The organism is Amycolatopsis xylanica (assembly GCF_900107045.1).
Lineage (GTDB): Bacteria > Actinomycetota > Actinomycetes > Mycobacteriales > Pseudonocardiaceae > Amycolatopsis > Amycolatopsis xylanica.
Map to the genome: position 1 here is coordinate 143,618 of NZ_FNON01000012.1, position 24,416 is coordinate 168,033.

The following is a 24,416-nucleotide window of genomic DNA, read 5'->3' on the forward strand; positions in this document are numbered from 1 at the left end:
CATGGACCTGTGGCCGCCAGAGCGAGTGACCCATCTGTGGTGGCCATGGCGGACCAACATCGACCAGTTGCTGCCGTACATCCTGCTGGTCATCGCGACGGCCGTCAGCCTCAGCCGTCCGCACACCTGGCCGGGGCTGCCGGTCACCCTCACCCTGCTCGCGGCCACGGTGCTCTGGCTGACGCTGACCGTGACGTGGCCGCCGAAACGCCTGCGCGACAACGGTTTCGCCATCGCGGTGTCCTATGTGGGCACCCTGGTGCTGGCGACGCTGCTGATCACCAGGGAACCGCTGTTCCTCATCTTCATGATCAGTGGGTTCTTCCAGGCTCTCCGGCTGCGCCCGCTGCCGGTGGCCGTGGCGGGCATCTTCGCCACTTCGTTCCTGATCAACACGATGCCCGCGGGCGGGCCTGCCATCGCCCTCACGCAGGAACCGGCGTTGTGGATCCCGATCATCGTGGTCCAGACGGCCGCTGTCAGCGTCGGCACGCTCATCTCGGCCAAGATCTCCAAGCAGAACAGCCAGCTGCGCCAGACGAACGACGAACTCGAAGCCGCGCAGGAAGAGAACGCGGGCCTGCACCGGCAGCTGCTGAGCCAGGCGCGTGAAGCCGGGGTGCTCGACGAGCGCCAGCGGCTCAGCGAGGAAATCCACGACACGCTCGCGCAGGGGTTCACCGGCATCATCACCCAGCTCGAAGCCGCCAGGCAGGCGCGTGACAACGCGGCGGAATGGCAGCGGCACCTGGACAACGCGACCGCGCTCGCCAGGGAGAACCTCGCGGAAGCCCGGCGCACCGTGCACGCGCTGCGGCCACAGCAGCTGAACGAGGCCACGCTCCCCGAGGCGCTCGACCAGGTGTCGGCCCAATGGTCCGAGCGCGCATCGGTGCCGGTTCAGTTCACCACCACGGGCACCGCGCGGCCGTTGCATCCGGAGATCGAGGCGACCCTGCTGAGGATCACGCAGGAGGCGCTGACCAACGTCGCGAAGCATGCGAACGCCGGACGCGTTGGCGTCACCCTGTCCTATATGGAGGATCAGGTGACCCTCGACGTGCGTGACGACGGCGTCGGGTTCGCCGAGGTGACCTGGGGCTATGGCTTGACCGGGATGCGGCAACGCGCGCAACGGCTTTCGGGGACACTGGACATCGAGTCCGAACCAGGGGGCGGCACCGCCGTGTCCGCGACCGTGCCCGCGATCTCAGGAGCGTCGTGACCATCACCATCCTGATCACCGACGATCACCCGATCGTCCGCGACGGCCTGCGCGGCATCTTCACGGGTGAGCCGGACTTCGAGGTGCTCGGCGAGGCCGCGAACGGCCACGAGGCCGTGACGCTCGCCGAAAGCCTGCGTCCCGACGTGGTGCTGATGGACCTGCGCATGCCGGGCCACGACGGCGTGTCGGCCATCCGCGAGCTGACGAAACGCAAGAACCCGGCCCGAATCCTGGTGCTGACCACCTACGACACCGACTCCGACGTCCTGCCCGCGATCGAGGCGGGCGCGACCGGCTACCTGCTCAAGGACTCGCCGCGCGAGGAGCTCTTCCGTGGCGTTCGCGCGGCGGCACGCGGCGAGGCCGTGCTCTCCCCCGCGGTCGCCAGCCGCATCATGGGCCAGATGCGCGCGCCGGCGCAGGAACCGTTGAGCCAGCGCGAAATCGAGGTGCTGGCGTTGATCGCGCGCGGGTCGACCAACAAGGAAGCGGCCAAGAAGCTGTTCATCAGCGAGGCCACGGTGAAGACCCACCTGCTGCACGCCTACGCCAAGCTCGGCGTCAAAGACCGCGCCGCGGCCGTGGCGACGGCCTTCGAGCGCGGCCTCCTACGAGGATAAAGCGGGCTTTATCCCGGGTGCTTTTCCCGGGATAAAGCCCGCTTTATCCCGGTCCTAAAAAACCTGCACCCTGACCGGGCGCCCCGGGTCGGCGCTCAGGTGCACGCCGTTCTCGGCACGCGGGAATCCCGCGTCCGCAAACGCTTTCGTCACCTGATCATCCACAGTGGACAAGGTCAGCTCAAGGTCGATGACGTCGGGCGCCGACCGGCCGGGCACCGAAGTCGGGCCGACATGCTCGGCTTTCAAGAGCTTCTCCCCCGCCGCCAGCTTCAGCCGCGCGATCGCACGCGCCGCCTGGGCAGGCCAGGTTTCGTCGTACGGCACGGTCTTCGGCGAGTCGGCCTCGCGCGCCCGGTGCAGGCGCACATTCGCTTCGAACGGCACCAGCCGGTCGGCCCACAGCGCGTCGACGTCGGCGAGCACGATGTCCGACGCGCCGCCGTTGTCCAGCCAGACGTCGGCCGCCGCGCGGCGCTGCTCCGGGGTCGCCTGCGCGGCGATGCGGGCGCGCGCGTCGGACTCCGGCATGCCCCGCGACTCGATCAGCCTGCGCACCCGGGTCTCGACGGGCGCGTCGACCACGATGACCAGGTGATAGTTCGGCGCGAACCCGTTCTCGACCAGCAGCGGGATGTCGTGCACGACGATCGCGTCCGGCGCGGCGCCGGTCATCAGCTCCGCGGTGCGGGCGCCGACCCTCGGATGCACGATCGCGTTCAGCCGTTTGCGTGACTCGTCGTCGGCGAACGCCTTCGCCGCGAGCGCCGGCCGGTTGAGGCTGCCATCCTCCGAAAGCACCTCGGCACCGAATGCCGCGACGATCTCGGCGAGTCCTTCGGTGCCGGGTTCGACCACCTCGCGGGCCAGTTTGTCGGAGTCGATGATCACCGCCCCGTGCTCGGCCAGGCGCCCGGCGACCGTCGATTTACCTGCACCGATCCCGCCGGTGAGTCCCACGCGCAGCATGCGTCAGACCCTAATGCACGCTCCCCGCTGCACAGCGGCCGCCGTTAAGCAAGATCATCGGTCGGCGTGACAGAACTGATATGGGTGACACGCCGGTCGCGTTCCACGCTTGGATACTCGCTTTGCGTACGGTGCGAAGCGGAGTGGTCGCCCACACGGAGGAATGGATGGCAACCAGTAAGCACGTCGGGAGGCACCGGCTGGGCACGCCGGGGCTGGTGCACTGTGTCGCACACCGTGCGGTGTCACTGGCGCTGGAGGAGTATCGGCGCACCTGGTTCAGCGCCATGATGGTCCCCGCCAAGCACAGCCTCGCCGGGCTGCGCCGCAAGGCCCGCGAAGCCGCCCTCGAGCGCATCTGGATCCCCGCCACCACCTGAGGCTGGCGTCGCCTGTGGACGGTCGGGGATGAACCCGGCCGGTCAAACGCGTTCCCTTAACGGCCGCAATATCGTATCTTCTGTCGCAACACGGCGCCCGGAGGGGGATGCGGCAGATGGCGACCCGACATGGCACCGCCCGGCCCTCTCAGCAGGTCCACCGCGCGAAGTTCCTCGACGCGGCGCTGAAACTCCTCGTCGAGAACGGGGTCGCCGGGCTGACCGTCCGCGCGGTCGCGGAGCTCGCCGGCTCCACCACTATCGCCGTCTACACGCGGTTCGGCGGCCGGGCCGGCGTGCTCGACGCCCTGTACGAGCGCGTGTTCGAGCTGCTTTCCGAAGCACTCGACGCCATTCCGCCACCCACGGACGACCCCCGCGAGGACCTGATGGTCTGCGCGCTGGCGTATCGCGACTTCGGGCTGGAGAGCCCGGCACGCTACGCGTTCATGTTCGAACGCCCGGTTCCGGATTTCGATCCCGACCCGGCACTGCGCGTGACCGTGCTGCGCGAATCGTTCAGCGTCCTGCTCAAGCGCGTCGAACGCGCCTGCCCGCCGGGCGCCGACGCGGTGCGCCTCGCGTATCTGCTGTGGACGACCATGCACGGCCTGGTCAGCGTCGAACTCGTGCAGCAGCTGCGCGGCCCGCTGCCCGGCTGGTTCCTGCAGCCGACCCCGGAAGCCAACGAGCCCGTCTACCGCGAGGGCATCCTCGCCATGATCAACGGTCTCGGCCTGTAGCCAAAGAAAAACGGCCCCGAGTCCGATGTGGACTCGGGGCCGTTTCGCTAGCTACCTAGCGGTGAAGCTCACGCACCACCGGAGAGCTTCTCGCGGAGCGCCGCGAGCTGCTCGTCGGAGGCGAGGGTGCCGCCGCTCTTCGCCTCGGCCGGGGCCGAGGTGTAGGACTGCTCGCCACCGTCGCCGGAGGTGACACCGGTCGCCGCGTCGGCAGCGGCCTCCGCGTCGGCCTCGGCGGCCTTGACGACCTGCTTCATGTGGGCCTCGTAGCGGGTGTGGGCCTCGGCGTACTGACGCTCCCACTCCTCACGCTGCTTGTCGAAGCCTTCCTGCCACTCCTGGGTGTCCGGGTCGAAGCCTTCGGGGTAGATGTAGTTGCCCTCGGCGTCGTACTCGGCGGCCATGCCGTACTGGGTCGGGTCGAACTCGGCGTCCGGCGTGACACCCTCGTTGGCCTGCTTCAGCGACAGCGAGATGCGACGACGCTCGAGGTCGATGTCGATGACCTTGACCATGACGTCGCCGTTGACCTGGACGACCTGCTCCGGGATCTCGACGTGGCGCTCGGCCAGCTCGGAGATGTGGACCAGGCCCTCGATGCCCTCTTCGACGCGGACGAACGCACCGAACGGAACCAGCTTGGTGACCTTGCCCGGCACGATCTGGCCGATCGCGTGGGTGCGGGCGAACTGACGCCACGGGTCTTCCTGGGTCGCCTTCAGCGACAGGGAGACGCGCTCGCGGTCCATGTCGACGTCGAGGACCTCGACCGTGACCTCCTGGCCGACCTCGACGACCTCGGACGGGTGGTCGATGTGCTTCCAGGACAGCTCGGAGACGTGCACCAGGCCGTCGACGCCACCCAGGTCCACGAAGGCACCGAAGTTGACGATCGAGGAGACGACACCCTTGCGGACCTGGCCCTTGGCGAGCGCGTTGAGGAACTCGCTGCGGACCTCGGACTGGGTCTGCTCCAGGTAGGCGCGGCGGGACAGGACCACGTTGTTGCGGTTCTTGTCCAGCTCGATGATCTTCGCTTCGAGCTCGCGGCCGACGTACGGCTGCAGGTCGCGGACACGGCGCATCTCGACCAGCGAGGCCGGGAGGAAGCCGCGGAGGCCGATGTCCAGGATGAGACCACCCTTGACGACCTCGATGACGGTGCCCTTGACGGGCTCGTCCTTCTCCTTGAGCTCTTCGATCGTGCCCCAGGCGCGCTCGTACTGCGCACGCTTCTTGGACAGGATCAGGCGCCCTTCCTTGTCCTCCTTCTGGAGAACGAGGGCTTCCACCTCGTCACCGACCTTGACCACTTCGGCCGGGTCGACATCGTGCTTGATGGACAGTTCGCGCGAGGGGATGACGCCCTCGGTCTTGTAGCCGATGTCGAGCAGCACCTCGTCGCGATCGACCTTGACGATGGTGCCCTCAACGATGTCGCCATCGTTGAAGTACTTGATCGTCTTGTCGATGGCGGCGAGGAAGTCTTCCTCCGACCCGATGTCGTTCACGGCGACCTGAGGGGTACCGGACGAAGTCGGGGCAGTGGCGGTGTCGATGGTCATTAGGCGGGTTGCTCCGGTGATGGATGGATTAGTGGGTGTGCAGTTGTTGGGCACGGCGGGAACCGGCATAGGCGACTGCGAACGACCTCGAAAAGACCGCGAACATCACCGCAAACGGTGCGCGGCCCGAACCCGATCAACGAAACACGTCTGAGGGATAGGCAGCGCGAACCCACTGCGCTAACAGATATCCTACGCGGCCCCCTGTAGGGGACACAATCAGGGTCCGCTCGCGGGATCTTGACCGCCGCTAGGCTCCGCGTATAGGCCCCGACCTGCGAGAAGGATATCCCGTTGAGCGTCTCACCCGCCCCAGCCCCCGACGACCGCCACGCGCGCGCGGAAGAGCGTCTCGGCACCATGGGCACCTCGTACCGCGCGGTCGGCACCCGCGAGGCGACCGCGGCGAACCTCGCCTGGTGGGACGCGGACGCCGACGACTACCAGGCCACCCACGGCGAGTTCCTCGGCGACGCCGAGTTCGTCTGGTGCCCGGAGGGTGTCCGCGAGGCTGACGCCGGACTGCTCGGCCCGGTCGCGGACAAGCGGGTGCTCGAGGTCGGCTGCGGGCAGGCGGCGTGCGCGCGCTGGCTGGCCCAGCAGGGCGCGCGGGTCGTCGGGATGGACCTGTCCGGCGGCATGCTGCGCCACGCCCGCGAGGGCAACCGGCGCACCGGCCTCGACGTGCCGCTGCTGCAGGCGACCGCCGAGCGGCTGCCGATCGCGACGGCGAGCATGGACCTGGCCTGTTCGGCGTTCGGCGCGGTGCCATTCGTGACTTCGATCGACGCGGTGTTCACCGAGGTTTCGCGCGTTCTTCGCCCAGGCGGGGCCTGGGTCTTCTCGGTGACGCACCCGATGCGCTGGATCTTCCCTGACGATCCCGGGCCGACCGGGCTGACCGCGACGCAGCCGTATTTCGACCGCACGCCTTACGTTGAGGTCGGCGAGGACGGCGAGGCGACCTACGTCGAGTATCACCGGACGCTCGGCGACTACGTCCGCGCGCTGGCGGGCGCCGGGCTGACGCTGGAAGACCTGATCGAACCGGAATGGCCGGAGGGTCACACGCGGACCTGGGGACAGTGGAGTCCGTTGCGGGGCAAGCTTTTCCCCGGCACCGCGATCTTCCGCACGCGCAAGCCGTGAGCCACGAAGAGCGGCTGGGCGAAGCCGTGCTCCGCAGGCACGACTACGGCCCAGGCTCGGTCGAGCGGCTGTGGTCGGCCGCCGAGGTCTGGCAGTTGTTCCCGCCGGACAAGACCACCGACATGGACGCGCACCTGCGCGCGTGGTGCGACCGTATGGCGAAACTGGCGCCGCCCGCCGACTCCGCGTGCATGGTCAACTGGCCGAGCCACGACGCGCACGCCATCCGCGCCTTCCTCGACCACGGTTTCGTGCCGATCTCGATCCTCGCGACGCGCACCTCACCGCCCGGCGAGGTCGTCACGGTCGACGGCGTCACGATCCGCCGGGCACGCGAAGCGGATTTCGAGGCCGTGCTCGGCATGGCGATCTCCACGTTCGACTACACCGGGCTGGTGTCCTCGCCGAAGCGCCCGGAGACCGAGGAACTGCTCCGCCCGCAGCTGAAGCGTCAATTCGAGGGCGATCAGCTCGTCTGGATCGCCGAGCGCGGCGGCGAGGTGATCGCCGCGGCGGAATGCGGCTGGGTCGAGTCCGAACCGGATTCGTGGGCGGCGGAACTGCTGCCACACGGCCGCTGGGGCTATGTGAACAACGTCGTGACCGCGCCCGGCGCGCGCGGCGGCGGGCTCGGGCAGGCGCTGATGTCCTTGGTGCACAACGAGTTCCACCACGCGGGCGCCGTCGGGACCTACCTGTACTACAACCCGCCGAACCCGCTCGCGTCCGTTTTCTGGCCGCGGCAGGGTTACCGTCCCCTGTGGACGATTTGGGAGGTCCGTCCCGCGTCGGCGATTCGGTGACCCGGAAGTGTGACGCGCACCCCCTCGGCTTGATCAACCCCCAGCACAGGGCTACCTTTTGAACTGACCAGTCAGTTTAAATACGGGAGTCACCGTGCAGGTTCGAGCCGACCGGGTGTCCGTCGAAGGACCCCACGGCACGCTGTTACCACCCACCTCGCTGACCGTCTCGGACGGCGAACTCGCCCTCGTGCACGGCGAACCCGGGGTGGGCGTGACCGCGTTCGGCCTCGCGCTCGCGGGCCGGATCAAGCCCGCCACCGGGACCGTCACCGTCGACGAGCCCGCCAAGCTTCAGGACCTGGTCGCGATCGTCGACGCGCCGGGCGTCACCGAGCCCGACGACGCGCTGCCGTTGCGGGTCGTCGTCGGCGAGGAGCTCGCGCTCGCGCACAAGCCGGCGGGCAAGGCCGATGTGCTGGCCTGGCTGACCGAGCACGACGTCGCCCCGCTGGCGAACGTGCGCTTCGAGAACATCGAGCCCGCCACGCGGACCCGGCTGCTGACCACGCTGGCCGCGAGCCGCCGCGGGATCCGCATGCTGGTGCTCGACCAGCCCGAGCGCCACACCTCCGACCTCGGCGCGTGGATGGCGCTGGCGCGGGAGAACGCCGCCGCCGGCCTCGCCGTGGTCGTGCTGACCACCACTCCCCTGATCGCGCTGGGCGTCGAGCCCGCGCGTGTCGGGCAACTGGACCAACCCTCGCCGCAGGTGTGCCGCGAGGTCGAAGGAGAGCAGGAATGACCGCCATCCGGATCGCGCTGAACGAGCTTCGCAGGCTCTCCGCCGGGAAGCTGCCGAAGCTCGCGATGCTCGCGCTCGTGCTGGTCCCGCTGCTGTACGCGTCCTTCTACCTGTACGCGAACTTCGACCCGTACTCGCGGCTGGACAAGCTGCCCGCCGCGGTCGTGGTCAACGACCAGGGCTCCGACGGCCGCAACGTCGGCCGCGAGGTGGCCGACGAGCTGCTCAAGTCGGGCACGTTCCAGTGGCACGAGGTGTCGGCCGACGAGGCCAAGGCCGGCGTGCGCGATGACAAGTACTCGTTCGCGATCGGCATCCCGGCCGGGTTCTCGCAGGCGCTGCTCGGCGTCGGGACGTTCCAGCCACAGCAGGCGACGGTCACGCTGACCACCAACGACGCCAACAACTATCTGTCCGGCACGATCGCCAAGCAGGTCGCCGAGCAGGTACGCAAGACGATCGCGGAGAAGGTCGGCAGCGAGGCGGCCGACCGGTTCCTGGTCGGGTTCTCCACCATCTACGGCAAGATCGCCGAAGCCGCTTCGGGCGCGAACAAGCTCGCCGACGGGCTCGGCCAGCTGAAATCCGGCCAGGCACAGCTTTCCGACGGCGCCAACCAGCTCGCGTCCGGGTTGGGTCAGCTTTCGCCGGGCCTGAACACGTTGCGGGACAAGACAAAGGACCTGCCTTCGCAGGCGAGCAAGCTCGCCGACGGCGCGTCGCAGGTCGCCGCGGGCAACGCGAAGATCGCGTCGACCGCCTCCGCGGTGGCGAGTGCTTCGGCCGATCTGCAGAGCAACCTCAACAGCGTCAACGGCTCGCTCGCGCAGAAGCTGCGCGCCGACGGGCTGCCCGAGGCGCAGGTGCAGCAGGTGCTGTCCGCGCTGGGCACGCTGCGCGCGCCGCTCGACTCCGCGAACACCAAGATCCAGGACGCCAACTCCCAGGTCTCCCAGCTCGCCAGCGGGTCCAAGCAGGTCGCCGACGGCGCCGCGCAGCTGTCCGCCGCCTCGCCGCAGCTCGCCTCCGGTATCGCCCAAGCCGCCGACGCGGGCAACCAGCTGAGCGCAGGCGCGACCAAGCTGGCGGACGGCGAGAAGACGGCGGTCACCGCGACCAACCAGCTCGCGGACGGGTCGGCTCAGCTGCGCGACGGTCTCAACGAGGGCCTCAAGCAGATCCCCAACCCCGACGACCCGACCCGCAGCGCGACCGCCAACACGATCGCCGACCCGGTCGCGATCAACTCGGCCTCGGCGGCCTCGGCCGGGACGTACGGCGCCGGGCTGGCCCCGTTCTTCATCTCGCTGGCGACCTGGATCGGCGCGTTCGTGCTGTTCCTGCTGCTCCGCCCGCTCGCCACGCGGGCGCTGACCGCGGGAGCGTCACCGTTCCGCGTCGCGCTGGGCGGCTGGCTGTCCTCGGCCGTGCTCGGCATCGCGCAGGTGATCGTCCTGTTCGGCGCGGTGACCTGGCTGGTCGGCATCCACATCGCGCACCCGCTCGGCGCGATCGGGTTCGCCATCCTGGTGTCGCTGACGTTCACCGCCGTGGTGCACGCGCTCAACGCGTTCTTCGGCGCGGTCGGCAAGTTCCTCGGCCTGGTGCTGCTGGTTCTCCAGCTGGTCAGCGCGGGCGGCACGTTCCCGTGGCAGACCATCCCCGACGCGCTGTACCCGCTGCACATCGTGCTGCCGATGGGCTACGCGATCGACGGCTTCCGCCACCTGATGTACACCGGCGCGTCGACCAAGATCCTCGGTGACATCGCGGTGCTGCTGACCTACCTGGTCGGCGCGCTGCTGGTGTCGACGCTCGCGGCCCGCAAGCGTCGCGTGTGGACGGTGTCGGCGCTGAAACCGGAGCTGTCGCTGTGAGTCCGCGCCGGGAGGCCACGAAGCAGAAGCTTTTCGAAGCCACGCTCCGCTTGGCCTCCACCCGCGGACTGGTCGGCCTGACGGTCGACGACATCGCCGCCGAAGCCGGAGTCGCCAAGGGCACGGTGTACTACAACTTCGGCAGCAAGGACGGGCTGGTCGACGCCCTGCTCAGGTACGGCGTCGGCCTGCTGTCGGACCGGCTGCGCGCGGCCGTTTCCGACGACGACCCGCTCGAGGTCCTCGAGTCCCAGGTCGACGCGGCGCTGGAGTTCATCGCCGAGTACCCGGGTTTCTCGCAGATCCTGGTCTCGGAGATGTGGCGGACGCCCGGCCAGTGGCACGAAACCCTGACGCTCCTGCGCGAGGAGATCATCTCGATCGTGAAGGAGCAGCTCCAGCGCATCGACGACGCGGGCAGGCTGCCGCCCGGGGTCCGCATCCCGACGGCGGCCGCCGGGCTGTTCGGCACGATGCTCGTGGTCGCGCTGGACTGGCAGGTGTTCCAGCCGCAGCGCACGCGCGCGGACGTGCGCGACTCCGTGATGATCCTCGTGCGCGGTATGGGGTCGTGAGTGGCGCGGCCGGTTCTAACCGGCCGTACCACTCACGAGGCCTCAGTTCTGGAGATACTTGGCGATCATTTCGGCGGTAGCCGCCATACCATTCTTCGTCGGGTAGAAGGCCTTCGCGTCTTGTGGCCTGTCGTCCTTGCCGTTGACCCACGCCGCGTCGCCGGGCGCGCACACCGAATGGCCTTGTGACTGGCCGGCGATGTCCACGAAAGACGCGTCGCCATTGGCGGCAGCGTCCTTGAGCGCTTCGTTCAGCTGCTGCATGACCAGGCGCATCCAGACGTAGTCGCCGTCGGCGAACGGCAGGATTTCCGGGCAGGTCCGGTTCGCGGGGAAGATCCGGGGATAGCCGACGACCACCACGTGGGCGCCCGACGAGCGTTCATGGATGCCGCCCAGCACGGTCTCGACGCGGGGCTCGATCTGCGCGATCGCCGCCAGCGCGGTGTCAACACCACCGTTCTGGTGCTTCTTCTCGCAAGGATTGCCGGTCGGATCCTGCGCGCGCAGCTTCGGGCAATCCGTGAACAGGCTGCTCATCAGGCCGTAGTCGATACCGCCGATGCTGAGCGTCACCAGGTCGGTGGCGGGCTTCAGCGCATCGAACTGTGGGTTGTTGGTCCCGTCGAACGGCACGCTCTGTGGCCGGGTCATATACGTGGTGTCCGCGTACAGGCAGCTCACATCGGTGAACGAGGCCACTCCCAGCTTCTTCGCCAGTAGCGACGGATAGTTCGCGTTCGACCGGCCGCAGCCCGTCGGATTGTCCAACTGGACTGGGATGAATGGCCCGGACGCGTAGCCGTCACCGAGTGCCACGTAGTTGTGGAACTCCGGAGCGCCCGACGCGGTGGCCGACGACGCGAGCAAAACGCCCACGATCAGCACAGGCGGTAGTAGCCGTCTTATGCGCATTGTTCTTCACCCTCCCCGGATAGACCGTTTTTGAACCCTTCCGACGTTAGTCAGGACGAATCCACCCGAGCGATTTTTCACTCAGTTGTGGGACGAGGCCTGCGCCGAAAGTCCACCCCCGCCTCCACCTTCGGGAGGACCCCGCCCCGGATTCCAGCCGCTAGCGTCGCCTCCATCGCCACAAGGGAGGGACTTCGCATGGGGGCCAGGGGAATCGGGCTGCTGACCGGGGTGCTGCTGCTGTGCGGCGCACCGGCCGTGGTGGCCGCCGGCGCGCCGTTGAGCGGGGACGTGGTCTTCCTGCCCAACCTCGACGACGACCAGCACCGCTGCCAGGTCGACCCGGCCGATCTCGACCGGCCCGGCCCCGAAGCGGACGTCCGGCTCGCGGCCTGCAACGACGCCGCCGACGACCAGGTCAACGGCGCGCGCGACGAACTGGATCTGGCCAGGGTGCAGGTAGGCCGGGTCGGCGGCACGGCCGGTCAGGTCACTGTGGACGGTCAGGCGCGGGTGTTCGTCAAGCGGAATGGGGGATTTTCACCGGACACGCGGTTGTCCGGCGCGGAGCTGCGCCACGGCGTGGAACTGGGGGTGGAGGGGCGCGACATCGTGCGTGATCCAGCGCGCTGGGACGGCTGGGTGACCGTCAAGCTGACCGTGGACGGAAAGCTCAAGGCCAGTCACCGCATGCGTGTCGCGCCCCTTCTGTTACAGAACGATCTGCAGCGGGCGACCACCGTGTTCGCCGCCCGTCCGGGGCAGGGACCGGGCTGGCCGGACGCCGTCCCGTTGCCGCAGGGCTTCCCCGAAGGCTGGGACGAGTTCAGCACTCCCCTGCGCGAGGAAGCCAAGACGAAGTTCATCACCGGCACCGCCCAGTGGTGGAAAGACGTGTGGTGGCAAGACCTTTTCGAACCGGCGAGCGCGAGTATGCCGACACGGCACGGAACGCAGACCATGCGGGTGGCGATCCGCTCGGCGAACGTGTTCGACATGGGGTCCGGCCCCACGCCGCGACCGGCGGGCAGGCTGCTGTTCCGGGACTTCCGAGGGCCGGACGTGGCGGTCGTGCAGGAGTACACAGTGGAGAGTCGTTACTTCGGCAAGGATCTGATCAACGCGACCGGCAACATCGAAACCGTGCCGCCCTACCCTGGCTTCCCGCAAGGTCGTCTCGTCTATGGCAGCGGCGCCTCTCGCCAGCCCGACCCGGCGTTCATCAAGATGCTGACCGCGCAAGGCAGGCAGCCGCCGATCGTGCTCGACACGACGTGGCTGGCCGTCGGTCACGTCGACGAACCCCTGCACGTGGTGCGCGCGAACAACTCCCGCGGCTGGACACTGGTCGTCGCCGACCCCCGGCTCGCCGTCGGCCTGCTGAAGCAGGTCCCACCGCCGACGAAGCTGCTGGAGAACACGGCCGCCGGGCACAAGCCGACCGCCGCCGAGCTGCTCGCCGACCAGAAGTTCCTGACCGGCAACGAAACCGCCGCCCGTCACATCGACGACATGGTCCGCGTCATGCTCACCGAGACCGGGCTGCGGCCGGACGAGCTGCTCCACGTGCCCGTGCTTTTCCAGGAGCTGCAGACCTTTCCCTTGTTCGTCGCCTTCACGCCCGGCATCCCGAACGGCCTCTCGGTGAACGAGCACCTGTTCCTGCCGCCCGACCCGCACGGCCCGGTCGTGCGCGGCAGGGACGTGTTCAAGGAAGTGACCGAGCGGGCGCTGGCCGCGAACCAGGTCCGGGTGCGCTGGGTCGACGACTTCAGCTGGGCACATCAGGGCGGCGGCGAGGTCCACTGCACCACCAATGCCTGGCGCGACGTCGGCTGATCGGTGGTCGTGGACCTAGTGGAACCACGCGCCGAACATCGAGCTGCGCGTGGTTCCATTCATGCGTTCGCCGAGATCGATTGCTTGTCCTTCGGTCAGCAGGCAGATGTAGTCGGCGACCGCTCGCGCACAACAGGTCTCATCACCGTTCTCCCTGGCGTCCTGGTACAGCTCGCGCAGCATCACCGGCACTTTGTGACTGTGAGGATCGCGGTCAAGGCAGTCATAAAGCTCATCGAAAAGATTACCGATCACCTTCTTCTGGCCTTCTTGCACCATGGCCAACGCGGGCCTGTCGATCACGTAGAACCAGGTGAGTTCTTTGAGGGCCTCGACGAGGTACTGCGCACTCCTGTCAACCACGACATACGGTGGCTGCTCGTCGTACTGCGCCGCGTCGACCAACTCTGTGAGGTTCGCGGATGTGACTCCGTTGAGCCAGGCCCGGTTCTCGCGGGTTTCCCAGAATCGGGTTCGGTCTTGCCCGTTGAGTCCTGTCAGAACGGCATTCAACGCTTCGCCGAAGGCATCCTTTGAGAAACCGTGGTGATTCTTGGCCAGCCTCTCCGCGCCGTGCTCACGCAACGCATCGGCGTCTCGCGCGAGGTCATGCAGTGGTATCAGCCCCGCGCGAAAATAGTCCTCGATGTCATGGGTGGCATACGTGATGTCATCCGCCCAGTCCATGAGCACCGCGTTCGCGCAGCGCACATGCGGGTTCTTTCCTTGCCGGGCCCAGGCGAAGTCTTTGGCTTCGCTCTCGTACGAACCCCACTTCGCACCGCGGGAACGATCCGTCCAGTAAGGCTCGTCTCGTGGCTTGTCAGCCCTCGTCCGTGGGTATTTGAGGATCGCGCTCAAACTCGCCCGAGTCAAATTCAACCCTGGGTGCTCCTTACGCCGCCGAGCTAGCTTGGTCACAAGGCGGAACGACTGCGCATTTCCCTCGAACCCCTCTGGCACCCCTGCTTTGCCCAGCCTCTTGTCGAGGACGTCCTCCGCGATGTGGCCAAAGGGCGGGTGCCCGATGTCGTGAGCAAGCCCGGCCGTCTCGACCACGTCAGGGTGGACACCGTGGGCCTTGGCCTTCTTCCGCGAGAGGACCACGAGATGCTGCGCGATCCGGCGTCCCAGTTGCGCGACTTTGAGGCTGTGCGTGAGCCGGTTGTGCAGCACTCGCTGCTCACTGACCGCCGCAACCTGAGTCACTCCAGCCAGCCGACGAAATGCGGACGAGTAGAGCACGCGGTCACGATCACGTTCGAACGGGCCGCGAAAGTCCTCTTTGGCGTCATCGCCGTAATATCGCTCTTTCCGGCTTTTCGAACCCATGGTCATCCCCTCCGGCTGGTATCAGGCCTAGTCGCCCGAGGTTGGTCGACCGTTAAAGCGTTGAACACCGTTCATCCGAATGGCTCAAGGCGCTTAACCACAACGCCTGAAGGACGTTAGTAAGCCGAGACATTCAGCAGGGTCTGTTGCGATCTGATTTCTCCTGTGCTCTCGGCTGCCGTCTAAGCTGAGCACCGTGGACGAGGCGGCAGTTTCCCTTGAGCGGCTGCTCACCGTGCTCGGCGGCGGAGTGTTGGAGGCGTACAGCCTGCCCAAGGGCTTGGCCGTGCGGGTCACTGGCGTGCAGGTCTACGACCCTGCGGACCAGCAAACTTGGCGTGGTCAGCTGGTCCTCGGAGTCGGGGTTGGACCTCAGGACGCCGGCGACCTGATCCGCCAGGCAGGCGCGGCAATGGCCGCAGGAGTTGTGCTGCGCGGCGGGGACGCCTCACTGCGCGAGGTCGCGGCGGAGGCGGGGGTCGCCGTGCTGGTCAGGACGGCGTGGGTCACCTGGTCGCAGTTGGTCGGGCTGATCAGGGCCGGGCTCGCGAGCGCGGGGCTCCAGGTCGACGACGAGCTGGAGAGTGTGCCGCTCGGGGATCTGACCGCGTTCGCCAACGCGGTGGGGAACGCGGCGGGCGGGGCGGTGACGATCGAGGACATGCAGTCGCGGGTGCTCGCGTTCTCGCGGACCGATGAGTCGGTCGATGAGATCCGGCGGCAGACGATTCTCGGGCAGCGTATGTCGCCGGAACGGGTGGAAGCGTTGCGGGAGAACGGGTTCTTCCGGGCGCTGTGGACCTCGGGTGACGTCGTGCACCGGCAAGCCGTAGGAGACTCGCCCGAGCGGCTGGCGATCGCGATCAAGGCCGGTGGTGAGATCTTCGGGTCGATCTGGGTCGCCGCGGCCGGGCGGGACCTGCCCGCGAGCGTGCCCGACACACTGCGCGCGGCGGCCAGGGCCGCCGTGCCACACATGATCCATCGCCAGACTCGTGAGGGCGGCGAGCCGTTCTTGATCGAGGAGTCCGCTCGGGCGTTGTTGAACGGGCACGTGTCAGCCGAGGTGTTCGCGTTACGGTCGTCGCTGAGACTGGACACACGCTGTGCCGTACTGCTCTTCTACCAACCGGAAGCGATACCGGCACGCGGGTTGCTGAACCTGATCAGCCTGGAGTGCGCCGCGTTCCGGCGGCCGTCGGTCGCGTTCGCGGAGGGACGGCGGATCTACGTGCTGCTCGCCGAGCTGGCAAGCGACGACGAAGCGATGCGCATCGCACGGCGGCTGTCCGAGCAGCTCGAGGTGAAGATCGGGGTCGGCGACGTCGTCGACGGGCTCGCCGAGGCGCCGGCGTCGCGTGACGCCGCTTCGCTGGCGCATCGGGTGCTGCTCGGGCGCGAAGAATCCGTCGCCCGGCTGCGGGACGTCGCCAGCGCCGCGACCTTGGCGCTGATGCTCGACGAGATCGGCAGCAGGGAGTACGTCGTGCTGACGCCCGTCGCGCTGCTCGCCGGATACGACTCCGAGCACGACAGTGACCTGCTCGGCAGCCTGCGCGCGTACCTCGATCACTTCGGTGACGTGCCCGCAGCCGCGAAGGCGCTGGGCCTGCACGCGAACAGCCTCCGGTACCGGATTCGCCGGATCGAGGAGGTCTCCGGGCTCGACATCCACGACCCCGAACAGCGACTGGTGGCGGAGCTGCAACTTCGGTTGTGGACGTAAAGCCCGGCAAGGATTGGCCGAATGCAACACCATCGCGTAAATTTGCTGTCGCTTTCGCACAGAGACGGCACCACCCGTCACCCGCGATCCTGCTAGTCGACGGGTCTGACGGAGAGGGAGACAGCGGGTGTCGCAGGGGAAAGTGCCGGCCATTTGTGCGCCGAGACCACAGGAGTCCGCCGACGTTGTACTCGCGCACTAATGGGTCGAGCACCACGGCGGCGAGTTGGCCATCTCTACCTCGCCACGCCGGATTCCTTTGCCCTCACGACGAAGACCGCACCGGCGGCGAGCCACGATGCTTCTCGGGTCGGAATCGCTGAGAGGAGCACGCGGGTGCAGCGAGTCGAGCGCCGGAACCTGGCCGTTCAAGCAGCGGTGAAGCAAGGACTACTGGACCAGGACGACGCGCCGCTGGCCGCGTTCGTCGACCTCGCCGGGATCGCGGAGAGCGTCTCGGCGCTACGGTCGGCGTGGCCCGACGAGCTCCAGGTGCGGCACGCGTTCGCGGCCAAGGCCAATCCGATCGTGCCGGTGCTGCGTGAGCTGCGCAAGCTCGGGATGAGCTGCGAGGTCGCGAGCGCGGGCGAGCTGGCGCAAGCGCGCGCGGCCGGGTTCCGCGGCGCGGAGCTGGTCTTCGACTCCCCCGCCAAGTCGCGGCGTGAGCTGGAGCAAGCGCTTGCGGAAGGCGTCGCGATCAACATCGACAACTTCCAGGAGCTGGCGCGGGTCGACGACATCCTGAGCCTGCGATCGTCCACTTCGGACATCGGCATCCGGATCAACCCGCAGACCGGCAGCGGCTCGATCGAGGCGCTCAGCACGGCTTCGCGCACGTCGAAGTTCGGGATCGCGCTGGACGACGAGGGCAACCGCACGACGCTGCTCGAGGCCTACCTCGCGCGGCCGTGGCTGCGCTGGATGCACGTCCACGTCGGCTCGCAGGGCGTGCCGCTGCGGCTGACCGCGCGGGGTGTCGCGCGGGTGGTGGAGTTCGCCGAGGAGATCAACGCGCGGGCAGGCGTCCGGCAGGTGACCGGGATCGACGTCGGCGGCGGGCTCTCGGTGAACTTCGGCGGTGACGACGACTCGCCGCGCTTCCACGACCACGTCGCCGAGCTGATGGCCGCCGCGCCCGCGCTGTTCCGCGGCGGGTATCAGGTGGTCACGGAGTTCGGCAGGTCGCTGCTGGCGAAAAACGGGTTCATCGCCGCGCGCGTCGAGTACACCAAGTCCGCTGGCGGACGGCGGATCGCGATCACGCATGCCGGTTCGCAGGTGGCCATGCGGACGACCATGGTGCCCGAGCAGTGGCCGCTGCGGGTGGCCGCGTACGACCAGCTCGGCAGGCCGAGGCTGGGCACGCCGGTCAAGCAGGACATCGCCGGTCCGTGCTGTTTCGCGGGCGACCTCGTCGCCGGCGGCCGGGGGCTGCCGCTGCTGGAGCAGGGCGACATTGTGACGTTGCTCGATACCGGCGCGTATTACTTCTCCGCGCCCTACCGTTACAACAGCCTGCCCGAGCCCGCCGTCCACGGTTTCGACCTGACCGAGGACGGTGACGTGGCGTTCACGCTGCTCCGGCGGGCGGAGACGGTCGAGGAACTGATCGGCCGCTGACCGGGGAGAGGTTCGCGGATGCGGGGCTGGAACATCGGGCTGATCGTGCTCGGGCAGAGCAGCCAGTCGCTGGTGTTCGGCGGGATCTCGCTGTTCCTGCCCCTGATCAGGGCCGACCTCGGGCTGACGTTCAGCCAGGCAGGCAACCTCGCCGCCGTGTCGATGCTGGTCTACGCGCTGATGCAGGTGCCGTCGGGCTGGCTGACCGACCGGTTCGACCCGAAACGGCTGTTCTGTGCCGGGCTACTCGGCACGAACGCGATGTCGCTGTTGTTCTCGGTGATCGGGTCTTACGGCTGGCTGCTGGTCGTCCAGGTGCTGTCGGGGTTCTTCCGCGCGCTGATCTTCGCGCCGGGCATGGTGCTGATCCGCGACCAGTTCCCGCCGAACCGCCGCGCGACCGCGATGGGGCTGTACGTCGCGGGCGGGTTCTCGTCGAGTGTGCTGCTCAACGCGCTGGGCCCGCTGCTCGTCGGGCCGCTCGGCTGGCAGGGGCTGTTCGTGCTGTTCGGCGGTATCGGGCTGGCGTGCGTCGCGCTGTACTCCCGCGTCGGCGTGTCACCGCATCGGGAGCCGGGCGCGCATCCGCGGGCGGCGGAGATCCGGCGGCTGTTCCGGCATCCGGCGCTGTGGCTGGTCGGGGTGATCCAGTTCGTCCGGCTTTCGCTGGTGCAGGGCTTCACGTTCTGGCTGCCGAGTTATCTGGTCTCGGAGAAGGGCCAGACGCTGGCGTTCGCGGGCGCCGTCGCGGCGGCGGGCGCGTTGCTGACGGCGCCGTCGAACCTGCTCGGCGGCTGGCTTTCGGATCGGCTGCACCGGCCGCTCGCGGTGATCGCGGTTTCGCTGACGATGCTCGGGCTGTCGCTGGCGATGCTGCCGCTGGTCGACGGGCTTGTGCCGCTGGTGTTGCTGGTGGGGGTGAACGCGTTGTTCATCCAGCTGTACTTCGGGCCGCTGTTCAGCGTCGGGCTGACGTATCTGGGGCAGCGGACGGCCGGGTTCAGCTCGGGGTTCGGGAACTCGTGCGCGAACCTGGGCGGGTTCGCGTTCACCGCGGTGCTCGGCGGGCTGAAGGACTCGACGGGCTCGTTCACGACCGGGTTCTCGATCCTGGCCGGGCTGGCGGCCGTGGCGCTGGTGGCCGTCTTCCTGCTCAGGAAGACAACGCCGCTGGAAGAGGTTGTCTTGGAAACGGGATAAAGCGGGCTTTATATCGGGGAAAAGCACCCCGATATAAAGCCCGCTTTATCCCGTTTGGACTCAGTGGGCGGCCGAGTTCCAGGAGTGGCCGAAGCCGACGCTCACCTCGAGCGGGACCGCGAGTTCGTAGGCTGAGCCCATTTCCTTGCGTACCAGTGCTTCGGCGGCTTCGCGCTCGCCATCGGCGACCTCGAGGACGAGTTCGTCGTGGACCTGGAGCATGACGCGGGTGCGCAGGTCCGACGCGGCCAAGGCCTTGTGGACGTTGAGCATGGCGACCTTGATGATGTCGGCCGCGCTGCCCTGGATCGGGGCGTTGAGCGCCATCCGCTCGGCCATCTCGCGGCGCTGGCGGTTGTCGGAGTTGAGGTCCGGCAGGTACCGGCGGCGGCCGAAGATGGTCTCGGTGTAGCCGACCTTGGCCGCGTCGATGACCACGGACTGGAGGTAGTCGCGCACGCCGCCGAAGCGAGCGAAGTACGCCTCCATCTGCTCCTTGGCCTCGTCGTTCGAGATCTTGAGCTGCTGCGCGAGGCCGTACGCCGAGAGCCCGTACGCCAAGCCGTACGACATGGCCTTGACCCGGTACCGCAGCTCGGGCGTGACCTCCTCCGGCGGCAGCGAGAACGCGCGCGACGCGACGAAGGTGTGCAGGTCCTCGCCGGTGTTGAAGGCCTCGATCAGGCCCTCGTCCTTGGACAGGTGCGCCATGATCCGCATTTCGATCTGGCTGTAGTCGGCGGTCATCAGCTCGGTGAAACCGTCGCCGACCACGAACGCCTCGCGGATGCGGCGGCCTTCCTCGGTGCGGACCGGGATGTTCTGCAGGTTCGGGTCCACAGAGGACAGACGACCGGTCGCGGCGATGGTCTGCTGCAGCGTGGTGTGGATGCGGCCGTCGTCGCCGACGGCCTTGAGCAGGCCCTCGACCGTGACGCGCAGCCTGGTGGCGTCCCGGTGCTCCAGCAGGAACTCCAGGAACGGGTGCCCGGTCTTCTCGAACAGGCCCTGCAACGCGTCCGCGTCCGTGGTGTAGCCGGTCTTGGTGCGCTTGGTCTTCGGCATGTCGAGCTCGTCGAACAGCACGACCTGCAGCTGCTTCGGCGAGCCGAGGTTGATCTGCTTGCCGATGACCTTGTACGCCTCGTCCGCCGCCTGGCGGACCCGGTTCGCGTAGTGCTCCTCCAGCTCGGTGAGCTGCTCGACGTTCACCGCGATGCCCGCGGCCTCGAGGTCGGTGATGACCTCCAGCAGCGGCAGTTCGATGTCGGCGAGCAGCTCGCGGCCGCCGATGTCGTCGAGCTCCTTGCGCAGCGCGGCCGACAGCTCGGCGATCGCGCGCGCCCTGACCAGCTCGGCGTCGACGAGCTTGGCGTCCGCGTCCTCGGCGCCGCCGTCGAGCAGCGAGAGCTGGCCGTCGCCACCGTCGGATTCCGCGCGCAGCTCACGCTGCAGGTAGCGGAGCACCAGGTCGTCCAGCTCGAACGAGCGCTGGCCGGGGCGCACCAGGTACGCGGCCAGCTCGGTGTCCATGCTCAGGCCCGCGAACTTCCAGCCGCGCGCGAGCATCCCGTGCAGCGCGACCTTCATCGAGTGGCCGACCTTCGGCACGGCCGGGTTCGCCAGCCAGTCGGCCAGCGCCTTGTCGTCCGCGGCGTCCATTGTGGACACCGTGAGGTGCGCGCCCTGGCCGTCCGGCGCGGCGAACGCGATCGCCTGGACGTCCGAGAGCACCGAGGCGCCGGTGGTGCGGAACGCGAGGCCGACCGGGTCACCGCCGGCGGCGTGCTTGGCCAGCCAGCCCGCGAGCGCGCCGGGCGCCAGCGCGGCGCCCGCGACGTCGAAACCTTCCTCCGCCTCGGGTTCCGCGCTCGACAGCGTGGCGAACAGCCTGTCCCGCAGCACGCGGAACTCGAGCTCGTCGAACAGCCGGTGCACCGCGTCGCGGTCCCACGGACGCAGCTCCAGCTCCTGCGGCGTGAGCTCCAGCTCGACGTCGCGGATCAGCTCGGTGAGCTGGCGGTTCAGCTGCACGCTCGACAGGTGCTCGCGCAGCGCGTCGCCGACCTTGCCCTTGACCTCGTCGACCCGGTCGATCAGGTCACCGAGCGAGCCGAACTGCTTGATCCACTTGGCCGCGGTCTTCTCCCCCACCCCGGGGATGCCGGGCAGGTTGTCCGACGGGTCGCCACGCAGCGCCGCGAAGTCGGGGTACTGCGCCGGGGTGAGGCCGTACTTCTCCTCGACGGTCACGGGGTCGTAGCGCGTCATCTCCGACACGCCCTTCTTCGGGTACAGCACGGTGACCTGGTCGTTGACCAGCTGCAGCGCGTCACGGTCGCCGGTACAGATGAGCACGCTGTAGTCGTCCGCGACCGCCTGCGTGGTCAGCGTGGCGATGACATCGTCGGCCTCGAAGTTCTCCTTGGTCAGCGCCGGGATGCCGAGCACCGCCAGCACGTCCTGGATCAGCGCGACCTGGCCCTTGAAGTCGTCGGGCGTGGCGGACCGGCCCGCCTTGTATTCGGCGTACGTCTCCGACCGGAAGGTCTTGCGCGAGAGGTCGAACGCGACCGCGAGGTGCGTCGGCTGCTCGTCGCGCAGCAGGTTGATGAGCATGGAGGTGAACCCGAAGACCGCGTTCGTGACCTGGCCGGTCGAGGTGCGGAAGCGGTCGGCGGGCACCGCGAAGAACGCGCGGTAGGCCATCGAATGACCGTCGATGAGCAGCAGCTTCGGCCGCTCAAGGGTGTCCGCGCCGGATGTGACACTGGCAACTGATTGGGTTTCACTCGGGCTCACGAGGCCGAGTCTAGAGTCAGGGTCCGACACTCTTACGTGTCGCATCGGTAAGGAGTCAACGCGTGACGGAACAAATCGACCTGGCGAAGCTGGAACGGATGTCCGGGATCGATCCCGCGGTCGCCGGCCAGCAGCTGAACGAGAAGGTCGGGATGAAGCTGGTGGAGGCCTCGCCCGCGCGCGTCGTCGGCACCATGCCGGTCGAAGGCAACCTCCAGCCGTACGGGCTGCTGCACGGCGGCGCCAACGCGGTGCTCGCGGAGGCGCTCGGCTCGACGCTGGCCGCGATCAACGCCGGTGAGGGCCGCGCCGCGATGGGGCTCGAGCTGTCCTGCACGCACCACCGCGCCGTGCGCTCCGGCGTCGTCACCGGTGTCGCGACGCCGCTGCACGTCGGCAGGGGCACGATCACCACGGACATCGTCATCACCGACGACCAGGGCCGCCGCACCTGCACCGCCCGCCTGACCTGCGTCGTCAGGGACAAGCCGCCGGGCGCCTGATGGATCTCGACCTGGCGCAGGTGCGCGCCTTCCTGGTCACCGCGGACCAGCGGCATTTCAGCCGCGCCGCGGAGGCGCTGTTCCTCACCCAGCAGGCGCTGTCCAAGCGGATCCGCAAGCTGGAGGACGCGCTGGCCGTCTCGCTCTTCCTGCGCACCAACCGCACGGTCGAGCTGACCGAGGACGGCGCACGGTTCCTCCCGCACGCGCGTGAGCTGATCCGGGTCGCCGACGCCGCGGTCGCCGCGATGGGCTCCGAGGAACAGCCGGTCCGCCTCGACATCATCGACAACCGCCTGTCGCCGATGTTCATGCTGCGCCGCTTCGCCGAGCAGGAGCCGGGGCTGCGCATCGAGCGCAGCACCAGGCAGGGCCTCGAGCATTCACTCGATCCGCTGATCCGCGGCGAGATCGACCTCGCGTTCGGCCGGGTGCACGACCTCGGCCGCCCGCTGCCGGACGAGCTGGAGCATCGGCTCGTCCGGCTGGAACCGCTGGTCGCGCTGCTCGCGCCCGAGCACCCGCTCGCGGGCAACGACGTGCTGAAACTGACCGATCTGCGCGAGGACGGCATCTGGCTGCCGGGGCTCAAGGGCCCGGTCGAGTGGATGTCCTATCTACGGCGTCTCTGCGACGAGTTCGGGGTGCCGATCGACGATTCGGGCGTGAGCTTCGACCTGCGGCACACGCTGGAGCAGACGCGTTATGGCAAGCAACGCGTCACGCTCGCGGGCGCCGACATGGAGCTCGCGCCCGACCTCAACCTGCGGGTGCTGCCGTTCGAGCCGTCCCCACTGTTCCCGTGGTCTTTGTTGTGGCGTAAGGAAAAGCCACCTCCCGCGCTACGCAAACTGCTGGCGATCGCCGGGCGCACCAGCCGCGCGGAAGGCTGGTGCGACCACGATCCCGCGCGCAGCTGGCTGCCTAAAGGTGACGCTGGAACCACTCGGTGAGCAGCTTGTCGACGGCGCCGGCGGACGCCGTGGGAGCACCGGCCTCGTCGTAGACCTCGTGCGCCAAACCCGGTACGAGCACCAGCTCGGCGTCGGTGAGCGCGCTGTGCAGCGCGGCCGCCGGTTCGGTGATGGAGATGTCGTCGTCCTCGCCGATGACCAGCAGCAGGTCGTGCTTGAACTCCCCCGCGCGCCGGACGAAGTCGTACCGGTCGGCGACCGCGCGTGAGGCCTCCGTCCAGGTGTACGTGACCTCGAACCGCCGCTCGTTCGCGGCGACCACCGGCGGCAGCTGGGTGACCGGGTTGACCAGCGCGCCCGCCGCGATGTCGACCTCGGCCCGCGTGAGCACCTCGTACGCGACCGCGCCGCCCGCCGAGCCGCCGACCACACCGACCGGACCGTCCGAGATGGACAGTCGCTTACGCAGTTCTTCCACTGCCGCAGGGAATTCCGCGGCTGCCTGCTCGGTGACCGGCTCGACGACATTGAGCACGTTGTCCTCGCTCGCGAGCCGGAAGAACTCGGCGAAACCGCCTTCGAGCTGACGCTTGCCGAACATCGGCAGATCGAAGTGCACCTTCCACGCGTGCAGCTCCCCCATCGGCAGCGCGGACGCCATTTGCTCGGCACTGCCCGGCATCAGGTGCCAGGTGACGACCAGTGGCGCCGCACCCTCCGCCGGGCCCAGAGCCACGAACGGGACGCCTGCCGCGGTGCCTTCGATGCGCTTGTCCATGGGAACTCCCCATCTCCGTGGGGCTCCCGATATGCCGGAACCCCGTCTGAGACAAGCAAACCGCTCAGACGGGGTTCCGGTCCAACAGCCTTTCAGGCGCCGATGACAACCAGTGGTTGTGATGGCACCTTCG

General features: G+C 68.3%; 20 protein-coding genes and 1 pseudogene. 15 read left to right on the forward strand and 6 right to left on the reverse strand.

The window, feature by feature from the left end:
* The first annotated feature begins 1 nt into the window (after nucleotide 1).
* Nucleotides 2-1,225 (forward strand): sensor histidine kinase, encoded by a 1,224-nt coding sequence (locus BLV57_RS38495; RefSeq protein WP_091298492.1) that lies wholly within the window; start codon nucleotides 2-4, stop codon nucleotides 1,223-1,225.
* Nucleotides 1,222-1,848 (forward strand): response regulator, encoded by a 627-nt coding sequence (locus tag BLV57_RS38500; protein WP_091298494.1) that lies wholly within the window; start codon nucleotides 1,222-1,224, stop codon nucleotides 1,846-1,848. The genes BLV57_RS38495 and BLV57_RS38500 overlap by 4 nt, the downstream gene beginning before the upstream one ends.
* Before the next feature lie 60 nt (nucleotides 1,849-1,908).
* On the opposite strand, the pseudogene coaE reads toward BLV57_RS38500, so the two are convergent.
* A pseudogene (gene coaE / locus BLV57_RS38505) lies at nucleotides 1,909-2,817 on the reverse strand (dephospho-CoA kinase); the annotation flags it as partial.
* A 167-nt stretch (nucleotides 2,818-2,984) separates the two neighbouring features.
* Between coaE and BLV57_RS38510 the strand changes: the two are divergent.
* Complete coding sequence (locus tag BLV57_RS38510; RefSeq protein ID WP_091298498.1) at nucleotides 2,985-3,197, forward strand: hypothetical protein; 213 nt, start codon at nucleotides 2,985-2,987, stop codon at nucleotides 3,195-3,197.
* Between the two features lie 116 nt (nucleotides 3,198-3,313).
* Complete coding sequence (locus tag BLV57_RS38515; protein WP_091298671.1) at nucleotides 3,314-3,940, forward strand: TetR/AcrR family transcriptional regulator; 627 nt, start codon at nucleotides 3,314-3,316, stop codon at nucleotides 3,938-3,940.
* Between the two features lie 68 nt (nucleotides 3,941-4,008).
* Here the strand turns inward: BLV57_RS38515 and rpsA are convergent, their stop codons facing one another.
* Entirely contained in the window at nucleotides 4,009-5,505 is a 1,497-nt protein-coding gene (gene rpsA / locus BLV57_RS38520; protein WP_091298500.1) for a 30S ribosomal protein S1, read from the reverse strand.
* Nucleotides 5,506-5,865: 360 nt separating this feature from the next.
* Between rpsA and BLV57_RS38525 the strand changes: the two genes are divergently transcribed.
* From BLV57_RS38525 to BLV57_RS38545, 5 genes are all read left to right on the forward strand, one after another.
* Nucleotides 5,866-6,654: a class I SAM-dependent methyltransferase gene (locus tag BLV57_RS38525; RefSeq protein ID WP_176969004.1), complete on the forward strand. Its 789-nt coding sequence runs from the start codon at nucleotides 5,866-5,868 to the stop codon at nucleotides 6,652-6,654.
* Nucleotides 6,651-7,457, forward strand: a complete 807-nt coding sequence (locus tag BLV57_RS38530; protein ID WP_245757689.1) for a GNAT family N-acetyltransferase — start codon at nucleotides 6,651-6,653, stop codon at nucleotides 7,455-7,457. Before BLV57_RS38525 ends, BLV57_RS38530 begins: the two co-directional genes overlap by 4 nt.
* A gap of 94 nt (nucleotides 7,458-7,551) precedes the next feature.
* Complete coding sequence (locus tag BLV57_RS38535; RefSeq protein ID WP_091298506.1) at nucleotides 7,552-8,202, forward strand: ABC transporter ATP-binding protein; 651 nt, start codon at nucleotides 7,552-7,554, stop codon at nucleotides 8,200-8,202.
* Nucleotides 8,199-10,079 (forward strand): YhgE/Pip domain-containing protein, encoded by a 1,881-nt coding sequence (locus BLV57_RS38540; RefSeq protein ID WP_091298508.1) that lies wholly within the window; start codon nucleotides 8,199-8,201, stop codon nucleotides 10,077-10,079. The genes BLV57_RS38535 and BLV57_RS38540 overlap by 4 nt, the downstream gene beginning before the upstream one ends.
* Nucleotides 10,076-10,654, forward strand: a complete 579-nt coding sequence (locus BLV57_RS38545) for a TetR/AcrR family transcriptional regulator (RefSeq protein ID WP_091298510.1) — start codon at nucleotides 10,076-10,078, stop codon at nucleotides 10,652-10,654. The genes BLV57_RS38540 and BLV57_RS38545 overlap by 4 nt, the downstream gene beginning before the upstream one ends.
* 42 nt (nucleotides 10,655-10,696) lie before the next feature.
* Here the strand turns inward: BLV57_RS38545 and BLV57_RS38550 are convergent, their stop codons facing one another.
* A complete protein-coding gene (locus tag BLV57_RS38550; protein ID WP_342741232.1) occupies nucleotides 10,697-11,542 on the reverse strand; it encodes an SGNH/GDSL hydrolase family protein in 846 nt (281 codons plus the stop codon).
* Between the two features lie 225 nt (nucleotides 11,543-11,767).
* On the opposite strand from BLV57_RS38550, the gene BLV57_RS38555 reads away from it, so the two are divergent.
* Nucleotides 11,768-13,408 (forward strand): protein-arginine deiminase family protein, encoded by a 1,641-nt coding sequence (locus BLV57_RS38555; protein ID WP_091298515.1) that lies wholly within the window; start codon nucleotides 11,768-11,770, stop codon nucleotides 13,406-13,408.
* A 15-nt stretch (nucleotides 13,409-13,423) separates the two neighbouring features.
* Here the strand turns inward: BLV57_RS38555 and BLV57_RS38560 are convergent, their stop codons facing one another.
* Nucleotides 13,424-14,740: a deoxyguanosinetriphosphate triphosphohydrolase family protein gene (locus tag BLV57_RS38560; RefSeq protein WP_091298673.1), complete on the reverse strand. Its 1,317-nt coding sequence runs from the start codon at nucleotides 14,738-14,740 to the stop codon at nucleotides 13,424-13,426.
* Between the two features lie 196 nt (nucleotides 14,741-14,936).
* Here BLV57_RS38560 and BLV57_RS38565 point away from each other — a divergent pair, with 196 nt between their 5' ends.
* The 3 genes from BLV57_RS38565 to BLV57_RS38575 all read left to right on the forward strand — a co-directional run bounded on the left by BLV57_RS38565 (nucleotide 14,937) and on the right by BLV57_RS38575 (nucleotide 19,286).
* Nucleotides 14,937-16,466: a PucR family transcriptional regulator gene (locus tag BLV57_RS38565; protein ID WP_143047263.1), complete on the forward strand. Its 1,530-nt coding sequence runs from the start codon at nucleotides 14,937-14,939 to the stop codon at nucleotides 16,464-16,466.
* A 336-nt stretch (nucleotides 16,467-16,802) separates the two neighbouring features.
* Nucleotides 16,803-18,086 (forward strand): type III PLP-dependent enzyme domain-containing protein, encoded by a 1,284-nt coding sequence (locus BLV57_RS38570; RefSeq protein ID WP_245757690.1) that lies wholly within the window; start codon nucleotides 16,803-16,805, stop codon nucleotides 18,084-18,086.
* An 18-nt stretch (nucleotides 18,087-18,104) separates the two neighbouring features.
* A complete protein-coding gene (locus tag BLV57_RS38575; protein ID WP_091298522.1) occupies nucleotides 18,105-19,286 on the forward strand; it encodes an MFS transporter in 1,182 nt (393 codons plus the stop codon).
* 60 nt (nucleotides 19,287-19,346) lie between these two features.
* Here BLV57_RS38575 and polA read toward each other — a convergent pair whose 3' ends face one another.
* On the reverse strand, nucleotides 19,347-22,088 hold the full coding sequence (gene polA / locus BLV57_RS38580) for a DNA polymerase I (RefSeq protein WP_176968998.1): 2,742 nt from the start codon (nucleotides 22,086-22,088) through the stop codon (nucleotides 19,347-19,349).
* A 98-nt stretch (nucleotides 22,089-22,186) separates the two neighbouring features.
* Here polA and BLV57_RS38585 point away from each other — a divergent pair, with 98 nt between their 5' ends.
* The gene (locus BLV57_RS38585) at nucleotides 22,187-22,591 is read left to right on the forward strand and encodes a PaaI family thioesterase (protein WP_091298676.1); all 405 of its coding nucleotides are present in this window, start codon (nucleotides 22,187-22,189) and stop codon (nucleotides 22,589-22,591) included.
* Nucleotides 22,591-23,544 (forward strand): LysR family transcriptional regulator, encoded by a 954-nt coding sequence (locus tag BLV57_RS38590; protein ID WP_091298527.1) that lies wholly within the window; start codon nucleotides 22,591-22,593, stop codon nucleotides 23,542-23,544. Before BLV57_RS38585 ends, BLV57_RS38590 begins: the two co-directional genes overlap by 1 nt.
* Here BLV57_RS38590 and BLV57_RS38595 read toward each other — a convergent pair.
* On the reverse strand, nucleotides 23,516-24,283 hold the full coding sequence (locus BLV57_RS38595; RefSeq protein WP_091298530.1) for an alpha/beta fold hydrolase: 768 nt from the start codon (nucleotides 24,281-24,283) through the stop codon (nucleotides 23,516-23,518). The genes BLV57_RS38590 and BLV57_RS38595 overlap by 29 nt on opposite strands.
* Between the last annotated feature and the right edge of the window lie 133 nt (nucleotides 24,284-24,416).

Coding starts and splice junctions, on each gene's coding strand:
- BLV57_RS38495 (WP_091298492.1), top strand. CDS start 2: ATGGACCTGTGGCCGCCAGAGCGAGTGACCCATCTGTGGTGGCCATGG.
- BLV57_RS38510 (WP_091298498.1), top strand. CDS start 2,985: ATGGCAACCAGTAAGCACGTCGGGAGGCACCGGCTGGGCACGCCGGGG.
- BLV57_RS38515 (WP_091298671.1), top strand. CDS start 3,314: ATGGCGACCCGACATGGCACCGCCCGGCCCTCTCAGCAGGTCCACCGC.
- rpsA (WP_091298500.1), bottom strand. CDS start 5,505: ATGACCATCGACACCGCCACTGCCCCGACTTCGTCCGGTACCCCTCAG.
- BLV57_RS38525 (WP_176969004.1), top strand. CDS start 5,866: ATGGGCACCTCGTACCGCGCGGTCGGCACCCGCGAGGCGACCGCGGCG.
- BLV57_RS38540 (WP_091298508.1), top strand. CDS start 8,199: ATGACCGCCATCCGGATCGCGCTGAACGAGCTTCGCAGGCTCTCCGCC.
- BLV57_RS38555 (WP_091298515.1), top strand. CDS start 11,768: ATGGGGGCCAGGGGAATCGGGCTGCTGACCGGGGTGCTGCTGCTGTGC.
- BLV57_RS38560 (WP_091298673.1), bottom strand. CDS start 14,740: ATGGGTTCGAAAAGCCGGAAAGAGCGATATTACGGCGATGACGCCAAA.
- BLV57_RS38575 (WP_091298522.1), top strand. CDS start 18,105: ATGCGGGGCTGGAACATCGGGCTGATCGTGCTCGGGCAGAGCAGCCAG.
- BLV57_RS38585 (WP_091298676.1), top strand. CDS start 22,187: ATGTCCGGGATCGATCCCGCGGTCGCCGGCCAGCAGCTGAACGAGAAG.
- BLV57_RS38590 (WP_091298527.1), top strand. CDS start 22,591: ATGGATCTCGACCTGGCGCAGGTGCGCGCCTTCCTGGTCACCGCGGAC.
- BLV57_RS38595 (WP_091298530.1), bottom strand. CDS start 24,283: ATGGACAAGCGCATCGAAGGCACCGCGGCAGGCGTCCCGTTCGTGGCT.